Source organism: Mycobacterium sp. NGS11 (assembly GCF_059813315.1).
On the sequence record NZ_JCALEJ010000005.1, the window covers coordinates 232,076 to 247,566 of the forward strand.

A 15,491-nucleotide genomic window follows, 5' to 3' on the forward strand; every position below is an offset into this window, starting at 1 on the left:
CGGCCTCGTGTAAGGTCTGGGTGGCGAGCCGAGACGCCCCCAGATTGGAGCAGCGCCTAGTGCGCGCAACGCCGTGCGAAACGCGTTGAAAGGGGCGGCGTGAACGAAGTATTGGCGCGAGCCGGCATATTCCAGGGGATCGCCCCTGAGGCGGTCGATGCGTTGGCTCGCCACCTGCAGCACGTAGCGTTCCCACGCAGGCGGACCGTCTTCGTCGAAGGCGAGCTGGGTGACGACCTCTACGTCATCTTGTCGGGCACGGTGAAGATCCGCCATCAGACGGTGGACGGTCGCGAAACCGTCTTCGCGGTGCTGGGGCCGGGGGATGTGTTCGGTGAGCTGGCGCTGTTCGATCCCGGCCCGCGAACCTCCACGGTGATCACCCTGACGGAGGTGAAGGCGGTCAGGATGGACCGCCATGCCCTGCGGACATGGATCGTCGAACGTCCCGAAATCGCAGAGCAGCTGCTGCGGGTGTTGGCGCGCCGACTCCGGCATGCCAACAACGCTTTGAGCGACCTGATCTTCACCGATGTCCCCGCCCGGGTGGCCAAGCAAATCCTGGATCTGGCAATGCGATTCGGCACCAGCAACGGGGGCTCGGTCCTGGTCGAGCACCACCTGACGCAGAAGGAACTGGCCCAACTCGTGGGGTCCTCGCGTGAAACGGTCAACAAGGCGCTATCCGACTTCGCCCAACGCGGATGGATCCGTCAGCAGGGCAAGGCCCTCATCATCGACCAACCGGCGAAACTGGCCCGCCGCGCGAGGGCTTGAGGCCCGCAGCCCGTTCCTGCCTAGGTGATCGACCAGAATTCCAGGAGGGTTCGCAGGGTCGCGACCAGGGGGAGCGGTTGGTCCAGCATGGGATGGTGACCGGCCAGGGCCAACTCCACGAAAGGGCCACGCAGCTGAAGCAGGGAGCGGATCCGTTCGGCCATATCGGGCGGCACCAAACCGGCTTCGCAGCGCAAATACCCCACGCGGCAACGCATCGCGGCCAGCATGGTCTCCAAGGACTCCTCGTCGGCGGGCGTCGGCTCGAGAAACTCACCGGCGAAGATGGCCGGGTCGAACTTCCAGACCCATCCCCCGTCGGTTTTGCGTATCGACTCGCCCGCGATGTGTTCTCGGACATAGGGCAGGATCAACTCCTGCGAAGGCACGGCCGTGAAGCGGGCCAGGATCTCGTCACTAGTTTGGTAACGGTTGTGTTTGCGCCTGCGCAGTCGCCCTTCCTCCGGCGCACGCTCCCACAACGGCGAATCGATGACCAGCATGCTGTTGATCTGCTGGCTGTAGTGCATCGCGGCCGTGGACACGACCCAACCGCCCATACTGTGGCCGATGATCGTGGGCCGTCCGGCGGGACCCGCGGCCGCCGCGGCCGCCATCACTTCGCTTGCCCAGGTGCGCAGGTCGTAATGGTCACGCGATTCGCTGTCGCCATGCCCGGACAGATCCGGCGCGATCACCCGATGGGTGCTGGCAAAGAACGGCGCGATGTGATCCCACCAGCCCGAATGTGCTCCGCCGCCATGCACGAGCACCACCGGAGGATGGTCAGCAGCACCCCAGACACGCAGGTGTATGCGGCAGCCGTCGACATCGACGTCGCAGTGCTCTGGCTTTTGGTCGAGCGCCGTGCTGAACCAAGACGGGGTGATCGGCATCTGACGCGAACGGGCGAACAGTTTATCGCCCTCCACATCCGAAGCTCAACCACGTTGCTTTGAACCGGATTTCGCGTTGAAGCAGCCGGTCGCGGTTCGGCTGGGCGTCGATCGTGGAACTCAAGATTTCGCCCCGGAGAGCCGCACAGTGACGGTGACAGCTCCCTTTTCGTCCTGCGTGGCGACGGCGTGTCCGGCATGTTCGGCCTCGTCCAGGCGCAGCGTCAGCGGCCCGCCGGTGTCGAGGAAGTTGCGCCACCACGTCTTCGCCTCGGGCATGCCGACGCTGATGAGGATGTCGCCCCCGGAACGTCGGTAGGCCACCGGGATGCTGTACGTGCGCCCGGAGCGTCGGCCCGTGTAAGTCAGCATCGCGATGTTGCGATTGATCAGGCGGCCAAAGCGACGGGAGTTGGCCAGCGCGGCCACCGGCGCATTGAAAACGGGTGCGGCTCGCATCAAGAGGCGGCCGAGTTTGTTCGGACCCACAGGAGAAGTATCGCAGCAAACTCCAAGAGCGGTCGACCGCGGTGCCGCACAGCTGCTGCGCGATCGAGACGACTGTCGGCGTTAGCCGGCCGGTGTCCTGCCTACCCGGTGCCGCTGTTGGCCGGTGCGTCGCCGGCCAATGCTTCGCGCTGCGCTTGCCCCGGTGAGGTCTCTTTCGAATCACGTTGCGGCGGCCAGCAAATCGCGTACCGCATCGTCGACCGTGCGCAGCAGTCCGTGGTCGATTCCGGTGCGGCCGCGCACCAGTATGGAGGCGCTGTTGGCGGATGGCAGGCCCTCGGCCGGACTCAGCCCGTCGGGGAACTTGCCGATCATCGGCAGCAGTGCCACGCCAAGGCCCGACCGCACCGCCGCGTAAAGGCCGGAGAGATCGCCGCACTCGGCGGCGATCTCGTACTCGATATGGTGGCTCTCCAAAATTGCGAAGGCCGGCTCGCGCAATGTGCACGGCTCGGCGAAAATCACCAGCGGCAGCGGGTCTCGTGGTGAGAGCGCCAGCGAGCGAGCTGAAACCCATTGCAACTGGACAAGTCCCGACGCGTTAGCGCGATCCAGGCCCGCCCCGTCGAGCATGATGGCCAGATCGATCAGACCGCGGTCGATCGAGTCGGCCAGCGACACGTTGCGGTCGAGCCGGAAGCGCACCCGCAGATCGGGGAGTCGCTCGCGCAACACGCGGGACAGCCCGCCCAGCATGACGTCGGCGCCGTGTTCGGTGGCACCGATGGTCAGGGCCTTGTGTTCGGTCGCGCCCAGGTCGTCGAGGGCGGCGTCGTGCGCGGCCAGTATGGTGCGGGCGTGGCGCAGTGTCTTCTGGCCGACGTCGGTGAAGACGACCCCGCGTCCCGAGCGTTGGACTATCGGCTCGCCGACCACGGCTTCGATTCGGCGCAGATGCTGGCTGACCGCGGACTGACTGAGATGTAGAGCGGCGGCAGCACGGTGGAAGCCGCCGCAGTCGGCGACGGCGACGAGGCTGCGCAGCGGAGCGATATCGAGCACCTGGGCCACAGCCGCACTGTAATCCGATCGGCTTGACTAATCAATCGCCGGCGTCGTCGGCTGAATCATCGCCGCTGATAGGGATATCGATAAGGTGATGCGATCGATCATGATCGCCAATAATCGTTGGACTGCGTCGGTCGATCACGCCAACATGGTGGCATGCCTTTGCCGCGCATGCCAGCGACCACCGCCACGGCGGTGACATTCTTCTACGCGCTCGGATATCCGATCGGGACGCTGGCGGTTACGGCGATGACGCCGATGGCCGCCCTGGTGCTCCGGTTCAGTTTGGCCGCAACGATTCTGGCCACGTGGTCGATGGTGGCCAGGGCCGGCTGGCCCCGGGGAGCGCAGTTGGGCCATGTCCTGATGACGGGTCTGCTGATCCAGGGCGTGCAGTTCTGCTGCCTGTATGAGGCCGTTCAGCTCGGAGCGCCCGCGGTGCTGTGCGCGGTGGTGATTGCGATGAACCCGGTGGCTACCGCCATCCTGGCGGCGATGTTTCTGCGGGAACCGCTCGGCGCGCTGCGGGTGGTTGCGCTGGCGCTTGGCGTGGCCGCTGCGTTGGCCGCCTGCTCGCGCAGGCTGATGAGCACGCACGGCGCCGATCCGGTCATCCTGTTGCTTGTCGTTGGGCTGCTTGGCCTTTCGGCCGGCGGGGTGTATCAACAGAGGTTCTGCCGCAGTGTCGATTTTCGCGTGACGAGCGCCATACAGAACGCCGTCGGACTGATACCCGCCTCGGCCCTTGCGGTCGTCACGCCCTTTACGGTGCACGACGGCGTCAAGGCGGTGATCGCGGTGAGCGGCATGGTGCTGTTGAATGCCACGCTGGCGGTGAGCCTCTATGTGCGCGCCATCAACACCCACGGTGTGACGGCGGTGGCGATGCTGTTCGTTGTCATTCCGGCGGTGGCCGGCGTGTTGTCGTGGATCATCCTGGGCCAGCGTCCTGACGAGGGGATTGCGGTCGGCCTGGTGCTTGGCGGGCTGGCATGCTGGGTCAACTCGAGGGCATCCGCCGGGAGCGGCTCAGCGGGCCAGAGCATGCCCGCCATGCTGCCGCGGGTCCAGCTGCAGGACGCACGGCGATGAGATCCCGAACGAGCGCGGCGGGGAGGCGTCGCCAATAGGCTTGCCCACCATGGCCCATCCGCCGCAGCGATCTGTGACAATGCACCCTGCGGAATATCAACGGAGGCGTGGGTGAAGTCGGACATCGGGCGGCGCAGCGGATCAACGTGGTCAGCGGGGGCGGTGGCGTTCCTTGTGACGGTGCTAGCATTCACCGGCACTGCCGTGGCCGGCGCGGACCCGCAATTGTGCAATCCGTCGAGCGTCGACGCGAATCACATGTGCCATTTTGATGCCTCAGAGCCCCTGTCGGATATCGGCATGGTGTTTCCGGCTGATTATCCCGATGAGCAGACGATGATCGGCTATTTGACTAAGATCCATGACGATTTTCGCAACGCCCGCGGACCGCTGAATACGTTGAAATCGCCGACTGCGTTGAAGGTTACCGGTACCCGATACAGCTCGGGTCCCCAGGCCACGGGCACCCAGTCGGTAGTCACCGAGATGTACCAGAACCTTGGCGCCGCGCATCCGCTGGTCTGGTACAAATCCTTCAACTACAACCTGGCCAATCGGCAGCCGATCACCTTCGACGTCTTATTCCAACCGGGAACTCAACCGCTGCAGGCCATCTTGCCGATTGTGCAGAAGACCTTGGCCGACCGGTATCGGGCGAAGGTGTCGATTCCGCCGGCCACCGGTCTAGAGCCGGCGAATTACCAGAGCTTTGCGATCACCAACGACGCGATCGTGTTCTTCTTCGACCAGAACGCGCTGCAGCCGGCGATGGAGGCTACGCAGGTATCGGTGCCGCGCGGCGCGATCGCCTCGATGATCCGCGCCGACATCGCCTAACCGGCCGTTATAGTGGTGCAACTGCGGGAGGCATCGTGACAAGTGGCGACCAGCGAGCCGACGAACAAGCCATTCGTGCGCTCCTCGATCAGCAGGTAACAGGTTGGGCCGCAGGCGATCCAGGGGCTTACGCCAGCTGATGTCGCGCTGGTGCACGCGAACGCGTCGGTGGTCAAAGGGGCGCGACGGCGTAACCGGCGCCGGGCTCGTGTCAACACCAGCGTGGCTGTGCGCAGGGACGGCCGCTGGCAGCTCGCCGCCTCGCAGAACACCACCCACCGGCGGCTCGCTGAAGTGCTTATGTCTAAATTGTTTTCCTGATCATCGGCGCCCGACTAGCGTTGTGTGGTCATGAGGGCTCGAATGGCGACGCCGCAGGATGCCGATGCGGTGGCGGCACTCTATCTGCCCTATGTGCGCGACACGGCGATTTCCTTCGAGACGGCGCCCCCTGATGCCGAAGAGATGCGGTCGAGGATCACCGCAACGCTTGCGCTTCTGCCCTGGCTGGTCGTCGCCGATGGTGACGACGTCAAGGGTTTTGCCTACGCGAGCCCGCATCGCGCACGTGCGGCCTACCGCTGGTCTGTCGATGTGTCGCTGTACCTGGACGAATCGATTCACCGCCAAGGACACGGCCGCCGGCTCTACGCTGTGCTGTTGAATGTGCTTGTCGCACAGGGCTATATCAACGCCTATGCGGGTATCGCACTACCCAATCCCGCCAGCGTAGGACTACACGAAGCGCTGGGCTTCACGCCGGTGGGCGTCTTTTCCGGCGTGGGCTTCAAGCATGAAACATGGTGGGACGTCGGCTGGTGGCATCGCCGGCTGGTCGATCCGCCTCCGGATCCGCCCGAGCCGCTGCCCTGGTCCCGGCTGCCCGATCAGGCCCTCGCCACCGCCCTCGCCGCATACAGCCGATAGCGGGAGAGATCGCATCGATGACCACGCTGCTCTGGGACCAGCACACCTGTCTACCGCTCAAGACCGACGCCGACATCGATCCGCTGACTCGGTATCAAGGCGCCACCGGCGCAGTGCTTTCCGTCAACGCGGGGTACTCACCGCACAGTTTCGACGATGCCGTGGCGCTCCTGCGGCACTACCGCGCCGCGATCGACGCCCGCGCGGACTTCGCCGTGGCTGACACCATCGACGAGGTGGATGCGGCGGCGCGAGGGGGACGCATAGCGGTGGTGTTCGACCTGGAGGACTCACGGCCGTTGAATGACGACCTCGCGAATGTGCGAAGGTTGGCCGACCTCGGTGTTCGCACCCTGTTGCCGACCTATAACAACGCGAACCGCGCCGGCAGCGGTTGCCTCGACCACACCGATGGGGGCCTGACCGCATGGGGCCGGGCGGTCGTTGCCGAGCTCAACGCCGTCGGCGTCGTCCCGGACGGCTCGCATTGCAGCGCTCGCACCGGTCTGGATATGTGCGAGGTATCTTGTGGTCCAGTCATTTACAGCCATTCGTGCATGCGCGCAGTCTGGGACCACCCGCGCAACATCACCGATGATCAGGCACGAGCGTGCGCGCAAACCGGCGGCGTCGTCGGTATCACCGGGGTCGGCATCTTCTTGGGACCCAACACGCCCACACTGGACGCGATGACTCGGCATCTGGAATACGCCGTCGACCTGATCGGCATCGAGCACGTCGGTGTCAGCACCGACTTCTCCTTCGACACAGCCGACTTCATCGATGAGCTGCAGCGCAATCCACATCTGTTCGACGACAGCTACACCCGTTGGGGCCCGATCCAGTGGATGCCGCCAGAGATCTTCCTGACGCTCGGTGAACACCTCCGGCGCAGGGGGTGGAGGGCCGGCGATATCAGCGCGGTATTGGGCGGGAACTTTTATCGGGTGGCCCGAATCGCCTGGCGCTCTTGATCATCGCCGCTCAAGCTGCGGCGGTGCTGAAGGCACCTCGGGAAGCGAGTCGCCAACCCGTCCCGGGTTGGCGACTGTGCGGAAGCGTTTCGGCGATGGTTCGTCAGTCGCATGCGCCCGAGTCGCGAAGCGAGCTGCCCCAGCCGGTGGCCGCGACGATGTTCGCGTGCGTGACTCCTGACGGGTCCTTCCTCTTGATGCTGTCGCTGATCCGCGATAGTTGAAATGCCAAGTGGGTCATCGGTTCGCCGCCGTATACCGGCGAATACGGCCCGAGGTTGTCGGGCTCGTTGGTGATGATCAAAGGCTTTACTCGAGGAGCCAGAAAGGCCGTCGATTGATCGATATTGGCGACCACGGTGTGAGCGTTCCCCTGCACGCTGCCGGCCGAGTAGTCGTCATGCTGATCACCGAGGTACCGGTTGAAGTCGTTGACCTGGCCCATCAGCGGGTCGAATTGCGACTTGAACCATTGGCAGGAGTCCGACATTCCCCCGATCATCTCTGGTGTCACCCGTGCGGCGAATGTGTTGTACGGCCAGATGGAGACGTTCGGTGACCAATCGCTTGGCGCCGGCGTGAACACCGGCAACGGCGGCGGAGGCTGCCCCGGATCGGCGGTGGCCCCGCCGGCGAGCATCAGCGCAGCGGCGAATACCGGCCCGGCGCACGCCAGGCCAGTCGCAGCCCGTCGTAACCTCGTCAGCTCCATCCGCATTCCCAATGGAACACGGTATCGGACGGGGCGTTCTCCGGTGGCATATGGCATGGATGCGCAGCTGCCGGCTCCGCGATTCCGTCGTCTAACGATCGCCCGAACGGCCTCCCTGGCCGCTACGGTGATCTGTATGCCGTCGGCCAGCCGCTCCTCCGCGGATCAGGTAAAGCGGCGCCCGAAGGACCGCAAGATCCAGATCGCGCGCGCCGCTACCGATGCATTCAGCGAGTTGGGCTATCACGCGGTCAGCATGGAGAACATCGCGGCGCGGGTGGGAATCTCGGCTGCCGCGCTGTACCGCCACTCGCAGGGCAAATATGACCTGTTTCGCGAGGTCTTCCTGGCGCTGGGACAGGAACTGGTCGACGCCACGGCATTCGCGGATGCTTTACCCGCCGACGGAAATCCCGAGGAGCAACTCAGCGCACTCACCGGTGCGCTGATCGACACAACGATCGTCAACCGCACCGCGGGTGGGCTGTATCGGTGGGAGGGCCGCTACCTGCGCGGCGACGATCAGCGTGCTCTGGCCGAACAGATCAAATTGATCAACCGGCGCCTGCAACGTCCGCTGATCAGGTTGCGGCCGAAATTGACGTCGCGGCAGCGCTGGATACTGTCGGCGGCCACACTGAGTGTCATTGGCAGCATCACCGACCATCGTTCTCGGTTGGGCAATGCCGAAATTCGCGCGGCGCTGACCGATATCGCGACCGCCGTGTTGCGGACCGAGCTGCCGAGCCAGCGTGGTCGCGGATCCGACCAGCCGCGCCCCCTGACACTGACCAGCGCCGCCGGATGTTATGAGCTCCTGTTGCACGAATCGATGCGCCTGTTCAGCGAGCGAGGCTATCGCGAAACCGGGATGGAGGACATCGCCGCAGCGGTCGGCATACCGGTTGCCACTATCTATCAATACTTTCCGGGGAAGGCCGCCATTTTGGCGGTTTACTACCGGCGCGCCGCCGACCAACTCTCGGGTGACCTCTCCAGCATCTTGGCCACCGACGCCGACCCGGAACAGGCGCTCACGCAACTCATCGAGGCTTACGTCAACCGGTCGTTCGCCAACGCGGAACTGGCGTGCGTGTACTACACCGAGCGCCACAACCTGCCCGACACCGACGCGGTGCTGCTCTACAACATTCAGCGCTCCACCGTCGAATCCTGGGCCAGCCTCGCCGTCGCGGCCAGCCCGGAACTCACCCTGGGCCGGGCCCGATATGCCGTCCACGCCGCGTTCGCGCTTGCGGTGGACGTCGGGCGCCTGGTCTTCTCCGACACCAGTGCTGCCGCCAGCCTCACGGTGCGTCGCCTGATGGAGGTGACGGTGTTGGGGCGACCCGCCTCCTCTCCCCCTGCGCCACCCGGCAGCCGACAACGTCGCTGACCGGTCGTCGCGGATGCCCTTTGCCGCGGAACCCATCCCCACTTGCTGTGGGGACGTCCATCGCGGCCGTGCGTCCGGGCGAGCTGAACGCCCGCTTCCGGCAGCGTATCTCCCGCTCTCATTGGCCGCGCCTGACCGACGGCGACGGGCGCACCGGACTATCGAATCGCCCGAATCGGCATTAACATAGTCGGATCTAGTCCGCGTGCCGGGTGTGCCGGAGTCCGCATTGCTTCGGTGGGCCGCCGTCAAGCTCGGCAGGCGCCCGCGCGAAAGGCATGCCCATGCTCAACAGGATTCGCACACTTCTGGAGTATCAATTGACCATCGCTGAACTGCTGGGACTGGCGATACTGCTGGGGACGCCGTACCTGATCGTTGGCGTGATCTGGTCGAGCACCCATACCCAGCACCTGCACGACATGCACGGCGCCGATTTGGTGGTGTCCTTCCTCGGCTCGATCGTGTCGTGGCCCGTGCTGCTTTTCGCCAACGTGTGCATGACCTAGGGGACCGCGTGATTAACCGAGTGCCGCTGATCGTCTTCGGCGCCGTGCTGTTATTGGCCGGCGGAACCTTCGCACTGTACTTCCCGGTGTTCATCGACGCCTTTGATCAGTTCGGCTGGCAAGTCAAGTGCGGTAACGGTTTTACAACCGAATTGACCCAGGCCTCGAACGCGGCCGGCACGGCGCACAACTATGTCGATCGATGCGAGAGCGCGCTGATGGTCCGGCGGCTATGGGCAATCCCGACGGCGGCCCTGGGCGGGATGATGCTGACATGGGAGGCTGCGGCGGCAGTCGCCCGCGACCACCGGCGGCCGGCTGCATCTGCGCGTCGGCCGCAATCACCGGGCAACGCGGCGTCACGGCAAGACGAAATGCGCTGCTAACAGGCGACATTCGCTGGCCGAGAGCCGCTGGGCGGAGCTATCGTGTGCTCTCGTCGGGCAGGTCGTGCCGAGACTGGTGCAATGCCGGCCCGTCGGGATCCTCATCCTGGTGCTCGAGTTGCTCTTGTAACTTGCGCTGTTCCTCGGTCGCCTTGCGGGCGTCCTCGGGCGCAGCGGGCGGGTTGAAGTTCACTTGCTGATCCACCGAGATCTCCTCTGAACGGCTGCAGTGCCATCAGAATCTCCCGAATGACGGGTGTCGAAACCCGGCCCGATCGGTCGATGCTGATTGCGCTGCTCACGGCGCTGCGGCAATCGCTTCTGGCTGACCACCGCGGCGCCGTTCGCCACGTTCGTCAGCCGAGGTGCGCGGAGAGCAGCCAGGCGCCCACGGACTTGCGACCGTTGTCCTCGTCACGAATGTCGGCGCCGGCGAAGGCCTCAAAGCCGGCCAGGAAGCTCTCAGGCACGTTGGCGTGGATGCGCGCCGGCCGGATCTCATCGATCACCCAGTACTTCGAGACGACATCGCGCAGCTCGGTTTCGGTGACAGCGTTGACGGGGCCTTCGGCCGGCATCGCGGCGCGGTCGAAGACGAGCACGAAGTACGAGGCTCCCGGTGCGGCGGCCCGCACGATGGACTGCTGGTAGCCCTCGCGCAGTTCGACGGGCATCGAGTGGAAAAGCGTGCTGTCGACGATGGTTCCGAAGCGGCCGTCGTAGCCGGTGAAGGCGCTGATGTCGGCGACATCGAAGGTGGCGCTGGTCAGGCCCCGCCGGGCGGCTTTCTCGGTTGCCAACGCGATGGCGGTGGGCGACTGGTCCAGGCCTACCGTGGTGAAGCCGCGCTCGGCGAGGTACAGCGACACCGCCGCCTCGCCACAACCGGCGTCGAGCACGTCGCCGTGGAACTTGCCGTCCTCGATCAGGGCGGCGATCTCGGGCTGCGGCTCACCGATGCTCCACGGTGGCCGGTTTCCCTCGCCCATCTCGGGAGCCTCACCCCGATAGGCGGATTCGAACATCTCTTGGGTCGGTTGCGTCATAGTCCCCTTTATATCAAGTTGGCTGATATGTGTCAATGAGGCTGATATGCGCTACTGGAGCGTGGCCGTCAGGTACCCCGATGCGTCGCCGAAGGAAGCCAGTTCGTCGTTCGGCACTGCGAAGCCGTGTGCGGCAAACGCCTGCTGGGTTGTCCGTATATCGATCCGCCAACCACGCGCGGCCAGGTATTCGGCCGCGCTGTTGCGCTCACCGGTGTAGAACAACTCCGCCAGATTGATGTTGGAACCGATGCGCTGAGACCGCTCGGTCAACTTCTTCGCCCAGTCCGAGGGGATGTCGCGCAGATCCATGTGTTCGGTGGCAATCCGGCTGCCCGGCGCCGAAGCCGCGGCGATGTTGTCGAACAAACGGTCTTGCCCCTCGGGCGGCAGGTAAACGAGTAGCCCCTCGGCGCTCCACGCAGTCGGCTTTTGAGCATCAAACCCCGCTGCCACGAGCGCCGAGGGCCAGTCGTCGCGCAGGTCGACCGCCACGGTGCGGCGCTCCGCATTCGGTGTGGCGCCCAGCTCGGCCAGAGTTCGCGTCTTGAATTCGATCACCTCGGGCTGGTCGATCTCGTATACGACCGTCCCCGCCGGCCAGGGCAGGCGGTAAGCCCTGGTATCCAAGCCGGACGCCAGAATGACCGCTTGCTGGATACCCGATTCGGTCGCTTGCACGAAAAAGTCGTCGAAGAATCGGGTGCGCACCGTGATCTGCTCCCGCACGGCCCGGCGGTTCAGCAGCGGGTCATCGTTACGGTCGAGCTGGTTGCCGAGAAGCTTGATGAAGGCGTCTGCGCCCACCGCTCGGACGAGCGGATCCGCCCAGGGGTCGTTCAACAACGCGTCTGGGCCCTGGGACGCGATCGCCCGCTGTGCGGCAACCGCCGTCGCGGTGGCTCCGACGCTGGACGCCAAATCCCAGGTGTCGTTCTCGGTGCGGGGCACGCCCGTCTCCTCTCTACAGCCTGCGGCCAAATTAGCTAGCCTGTCTAAACGACTCCACTGTACTCCTGCGCGCAGGGTCACCGGGGCGCGCGGCGACGCGCGGTGCAGGCGACACCCGGGGAATGCAGTGGCGCTGGCCGGGTGTTCGCTGTAGGTATGGCTGACGAAATCGAAAAGAGCCCGAGGGGCTGGGTGCGCGACCAGACCGAACAGATCTTGAGTCGAGGCACGACCGATGGAGTCGAGGTATTCGACCGACCGATCGTTCTGTTGACCGTCACCGGAGCGAAGTCGGGCAAGCAGCGCTACGTACCGTTGATGCGGGTCGAGAAGGATGGGCGTTACGTCATTGTCGCGTCCCACGGCGGCGCTCCGGAACATCCGGTTTGGTACTTCAATTTGAAGGCGAATCCGGCGGTGACGTTGCAGGATGGCGACAAGGTTGTCACGTTGACGGCTCGCGAGCTCGACGGTGCCGAGCGCGAGGAGTGGTGGCAGCGGGCCGTGGAGGCTTTTCCGCCCTATGCCGAATACCAGGAAAAGACGGCACGTCAGATCCCGGTTCTCGTTCTGGAGTAACCGCTTTCCGTCTTATGGTCTTGGTGCCTGCGATCGGCGCCGAAAGATTTGCATTCGATATGCGCTCGGCTTGTCCGGTTGACCCTTCGTGCTCGCCCCACCTACCTTCGAACGCATAGTCCAGGCACATCCGCCGAACAATGACGTTCGCGGTAGTTCTAACCGCCTGCGCTGCACGGCTTTACGCGTTTCCTACCTGCCGTGACCCGGGTGGATATCGAAACGCCCACCGCTAGCGACCAATTCAGGGGAGGGCCGGTGCAACAGGTAGAACAGCCAGTTCGTCGGGGCGCGCAGGACGCAGGCCAATCCCGAATCGACCGGTTACGCGAGACGCTCCCCTACGACCTGCCGGCCTCATTGGTCGTCTTTCTGGTGGCACTCCCGTTGTCGCTCGGCATCGCGATTGCTTCGGACGCACCGGTTCTCGCCGGTCTGATCGCGGCGATCGTCGGGGGAGTGGTTGCCGGATGGATCGGCGGCTCACCGCTGCAGGTGAGCGGCCCGGCCGCGGGATTGACCGTCGTCGTTGCCGACGTGATCTCTCAGTTCGGCTGGGCGATAACATGTTTCATCACCGTGGTGGCGGGGATTCTCCAAGTCCTGCTGGGGTTCAGCCGGATTGCGCGGGCGGCCCTGGCAATCTCGCCGGTAGTGGTGCACGCCATGCTGGCCGGCATCGGAATCACGATCGCCCTGCAGCAAGTGCACGTGTTGCTGGGTGGCGCTTCGAAGAGTTCGGCCTGGAGCAATGTCATCGGCCTGCCCGCACAAGTCGTCGGTGCTCACCGGCCAGGCCTTGTGTTGGGTCTCTTGGTGATCGCCATTCTGATCGCCTGGCGCTGGGTTCCGGCCCGGGTGGCCAAGATTCCCGGGCCACTCGTCGCGATCGTCGTGGTCACCGCTATTTCGGTGGTCTTTCCGTTCAACGTATCCCGGATAGTCCTGGATGGCTCGGTGATCGAGGCGTTGCGCCTGCCGTCGTTGCCGCACGGGAACTGGGCAGCCGTTACCGTCGCGGTGATCACTGTCACCCTGATTACGAGCGTGCAGAGCCTGCTGACCGCGGTGTCGATCGACCGGATGCACACCGGCGCCCGAACGGACTTGAACCGCGAACTGATTGGGCAGGGCGCGGCGAACATCGCGTCGGGTGCGATCGGTGGGCTTCCCATCGCGGGTGTCATCGTGCGCAGCGCGGCCAACGTGAATGCCGGCGCGAAAACACGCGCCTCGACCATATTGCACGGAATTTGGATACTGCTCTTCGCGGTGCCGTTCGCGGGACTCGTCGAAGAGATCCCCACGGCGGCACTTGCCGGCCTGCTCATCGTGATCGGCATCGAACTGCTGAAGCCCGCGCATATCGAAACCGCTTTGCGCAACGGAGATCTCGTCGTCTATCTGGTAACCGTGCTCGCTGTCGTCTTCCTCAACCTGCTGCAGGGCGTCATGATCGGACTCGCCCTGGCCGTCGCCGTGACCGGATGGCGGGTGGTGCGGGCCAGGATCGAGGCCAAGCCCGTTGGTGACGGATGGCACGTCGTCGTGGAAGGTGCGTGCACCTTTCTGGCATTGCCACGCCTGACCGGCGTGCTGGCGTCCGTTCCCGAACGCACGTCGGTCACCATCCACCTGCTCACGAACTATCTCGATCACGCGGCGCACCAGGCGATCAGCGACTGGCAACGACGGCACTGCGCTACCGGCGGGCAGGTCCACGTTCGTGACACGGTCGACGCGAGTGACCGTGAGACCGCAGGCAGGTCGAAGGCGAACCGCCGCAACGTGCACCTGAGCCTGGTCGAGGAGTTGTCGGCGTCAGGGAGCAAGTAAAGCCGACGACCGCGTCGGCGCCGCTACTTCAGGTCGGCGGCGACCTGCTCCAAGGCGGCGAGGTGCGCGTCGACGCTCGCGAAGCCGGCCTTCATGGTGTTCACCGACAGGTGGCTGGCGCCGGCGGCTTTCCATGCGCCGATGGTGGCGGCGAGCTTGTCGCGGTCCTCGGTCCAGCTGACCCGGCCTTCCATTCCCAGGCTCTTCGGGTCACGGGCCGCTGACTTGGCCGCGCGGTTCACCTGTTCGAGCGCCTGATCGAGTTTGGGACCGGGCTCCACCATGGGAAACCAGCCGTCGCCGAGCCGGCCGGCACGTTCGTACGCGCGATCGGAGGCCGCACCGAACCACACGGGTATCGGCCGCTGGGTGGGCAGCGGGGCCAGGCCGGCCGCGGTCACGGTGTGGTACCTGCCGGTGAAGGTGACCGACCGTTCGGTCCAGAGCCTGCGCATGACCTCGACCTGTTCCTCGGAGCGTCTCCCGCGGTTGGTGAACGACTCGCCGAGCGCCTCGTATTCGACGGCGTTCCAGCCCAATCCGATTCCGAGCCGAAAACGGCCCCCGGAGAGCACATCGACCTCGGCGGCCTGCTTGGCCACCAACACCGATTGGCGCTGCGGCAAGATGATGACCCCGGTGACCAGTTCCAGTGACGTGACCGCGGCCAGGTAGCCGAACATGACGAACGGCTCATGAAACGTCGAGTCGATGTCGTAGGGGCCCTTGAAGCCGTGATGGACCGTCGGGTCGGCGCCGACGACGTGGTCATAGGCGAGGATGTGGGTAAACCCGAGCTCCTCGACGCGCTGGCCGTACGCGCGAAGGACGGCGGGGTCCGAGCCGAGCTCGGTTTGTGGGAAGACGACTCCGATGCGCATTCGCTATCCAACCACGTCGCCTCGGGTGCACTTCCCGCGCCCGAAAGACGCAGTGCACCAGCAAGAATTCGAGCGGTGCCGATGGCCGGCGGGATATTGCCCTGCGCGACAGAGGCTGGATGCGGCGTCAAGCATGATGTAAACGTGACGGCAGAACAGGTCAGCGGGGTGCTA

The 15,491-nt window shown here is 65.0% G+C and carries 18 protein-coding genes and 1 pseudogene; 11 read left to right on the top strand and 8 right to left on the bottom strand.

Annotated features, from left to right (window positions below; all coding sequences use genetic code 11):
- Positions 1–99: 99 nt before the first annotated feature.
- Positions 100–777 carry a Crp/Fnr family transcriptional regulator gene (locus AC5Y4T_RS09540; protein ID WP_499952811.1) on the top strand — a complete coding sequence of 226 codons (678 nt, stop codon included), beginning with the start codon at positions 100–102 and terminating at the stop codon, positions 775–777.
- 20 nt (positions 778–797) lie between these two features.
- Here the strand turns inward: AC5Y4T_RS09540 and AC5Y4T_RS09545 are convergent, their stop codons facing one another.
- The 3 genes from AC5Y4T_RS09545 to AC5Y4T_RS09555 form a co-directional block, all read right to left on the bottom strand.
- A complete protein-coding gene (locus AC5Y4T_RS09545) occupies positions 798–1,673 on the bottom strand; it encodes an alpha/beta fold hydrolase (protein ID WP_499952887.1) in 876 nt (291 codons plus the stop codon).
- A 120-nt stretch (positions 1,674–1,793) separates the two neighbouring features.
- Positions 1,794–2,132 (bottom strand): nitroreductase/quinone reductase family protein, encoded by a 339-nt coding sequence (locus AC5Y4T_RS09550; protein WP_499947548.1) that lies wholly within the window; start codon positions 2,130–2,132, stop codon positions 1,794–1,796.
- Positions 2,133–2,342: 210 nt separating this feature from the next.
- A complete protein-coding gene (locus AC5Y4T_RS09555) occupies positions 2,343–3,194 on the bottom strand; it encodes a LysR family transcriptional regulator (protein WP_499917352.1) in 852 nt (283 codons plus the stop codon).
- 168 nt (positions 3,195–3,362) lie between these two features.
- Between AC5Y4T_RS09555 and AC5Y4T_RS09560 the strand changes: the two genes are divergently transcribed.
- The 5 genes and pseudogenes from AC5Y4T_RS09560 (at position 3,363) to AC5Y4T_RS09580 (ending at position 7,021) form a co-directional block, all read left to right on the top strand.
- Positions 3,363–4,283: a DMT family transporter gene (locus tag AC5Y4T_RS09560; protein WP_499952888.1), complete on the top strand. Its 921-nt coding sequence runs from the start codon at positions 3,363–3,365 to the stop codon at positions 4,281–4,283.
- A 162-nt stretch (positions 4,284–4,445) separates the two neighbouring features.
- A complete protein-coding gene (locus AC5Y4T_RS09565) occupies positions 4,446–5,120 on the top strand; it encodes an esterase (protein ID WP_499952812.1) in 675 nt (224 codons plus the stop codon).
- 35 nt (positions 5,121–5,155) lie between these two features.
- Positions 5,156–5,441: pseudogene (locus AC5Y4T_RS09570) on the top strand (SgcJ/EcaC family oxidoreductase).
- 42 nt (positions 5,442–5,483) lie between these two features.
- The gene (locus AC5Y4T_RS09575; protein ID WP_499917348.1) at positions 5,484–6,047 is read left to right on the top strand and encodes an arsinothricin resistance N-acetyltransferase ArsN1 family B; all 564 of its coding nucleotides are present in this window, start codon (positions 5,484–5,486) and stop codon (positions 6,045–6,047) included.
- A gap of 17 nt (positions 6,048–6,064) precedes the next feature.
- Complete coding sequence (locus AC5Y4T_RS09580) at positions 6,065–7,021, top strand: dipeptidase (RefSeq protein WP_499952813.1); 957 nt, start codon at positions 6,065–6,067, stop codon at positions 7,019–7,021.
- Between the two features lie 103 nt (positions 7,022–7,124).
- On the opposite strand, the gene AC5Y4T_RS09585 is transcribed toward AC5Y4T_RS09580, so the two are convergent.
- Positions 7,125–7,733 carry a hypothetical protein gene (locus tag AC5Y4T_RS09585; RefSeq protein ID WP_499952814.1) on the bottom strand — a complete coding sequence of 203 codons (609 nt, stop codon included), beginning with the start codon at positions 7,731–7,733 and terminating at the stop codon, positions 7,125–7,127.
- 136 nt (positions 7,734–7,869) lie between these two features.
- On the opposite strand from AC5Y4T_RS09585, the gene AC5Y4T_RS09590 reads away from it, so the two are divergent.
- From AC5Y4T_RS09590 to AC5Y4T_RS09600, 3 genes are all read left to right on the top strand, one after another.
- The gene (locus AC5Y4T_RS09590; protein WP_499952815.1) at positions 7,870–9,129 is read left to right on the top strand and encodes a TetR/AcrR family transcriptional regulator; all 1,260 of its coding nucleotides are present in this window, start codon (positions 7,870–7,872) and stop codon (positions 9,127–9,129) included.
- 284 nt (positions 9,130–9,413) lie between these two features.
- Positions 9,414–9,638, top strand: coding sequence for a hypothetical protein (locus AC5Y4T_RS09595; RefSeq protein ID WP_499917344.1), 225 nt, complete (start codon positions 9,414–9,416; stop codon positions 9,636–9,638).
- Between the two features lie 11 nt (positions 9,639–9,649).
- Positions 9,650–10,024 carry a hypothetical protein gene (locus tag AC5Y4T_RS09600; protein WP_499947554.1) on the top strand — a complete coding sequence of 125 codons (375 nt, stop codon included), beginning with the start codon at positions 9,650–9,652 and terminating at the stop codon, positions 10,022–10,024.
- A gap of 37 nt (positions 10,025–10,061) precedes the next feature.
- On the opposite strand, the gene AC5Y4T_RS09605 is transcribed toward AC5Y4T_RS09600, so the two are convergent.
- The 3 genes from AC5Y4T_RS09605 to AC5Y4T_RS09615 all read right to left on the bottom strand — a co-directional run bounded on the left by AC5Y4T_RS09605 (position 10,062) and on the right by AC5Y4T_RS09615 (position 12,021).
- The gene (locus AC5Y4T_RS09605) at positions 10,062–10,229 is read right to left on the bottom strand and encodes a hypothetical protein (RefSeq protein WP_499952816.1); all 168 of its coding nucleotides are present in this window, start codon (positions 10,227–10,229) and stop codon (positions 10,062–10,064) included.
- 151 nt (positions 10,230–10,380) lie between these two features.
- Positions 10,381–11,070: a class I SAM-dependent methyltransferase gene (locus tag AC5Y4T_RS09610; RefSeq protein WP_499917342.1), complete on the bottom strand. Its 690-nt coding sequence runs from the start codon at positions 11,068–11,070 to the stop codon at positions 10,381–10,383.
- Between the two features lie 51 nt (positions 11,071–11,121).
- Entirely contained in the window at positions 11,122–12,021 is a 900-nt protein-coding gene (locus tag AC5Y4T_RS09615) for a class I SAM-dependent methyltransferase (protein ID WP_499952817.1), read from the bottom strand.
- A 156-nt stretch (positions 12,022–12,177) separates the two neighbouring features.
- Here AC5Y4T_RS09615 and AC5Y4T_RS09620 point away from each other — a divergent pair, with 156 nt between their 5' ends.
- Both AC5Y4T_RS09620 and AC5Y4T_RS09625 read left to right on the top strand, forming a co-directional pair.
- Positions 12,178–12,600 carry a nitroreductase family deazaflavin-dependent oxidoreductase gene (locus AC5Y4T_RS09620; RefSeq protein WP_499952818.1) on the top strand — a complete coding sequence of 141 codons (423 nt, stop codon included), beginning with the start codon at positions 12,178–12,180 and terminating at the stop codon, positions 12,598–12,600.
- Between the two features lie 258 nt (positions 12,601–12,858).
- Positions 12,859–14,436: a SulP family inorganic anion transporter gene (locus AC5Y4T_RS09625; RefSeq protein WP_499952819.1), complete on the top strand. Its 1,578-nt coding sequence runs from the start codon at positions 12,859–12,861 to the stop codon at positions 14,434–14,436.
- A gap of 23 nt (positions 14,437–14,459) precedes the next feature.
- On the opposite strand, the gene AC5Y4T_RS09630 is transcribed toward AC5Y4T_RS09625, so the two are convergent.
- Complete coding sequence (locus tag AC5Y4T_RS09630) at positions 14,460–15,317, bottom strand: LLM class F420-dependent oxidoreductase (RefSeq protein ID WP_499952820.1); 858 nt, start codon at positions 15,315–15,317, stop codon at positions 14,460–14,462.
- Positions 15,318–15,491: the final 174 nt, after the last annotated feature.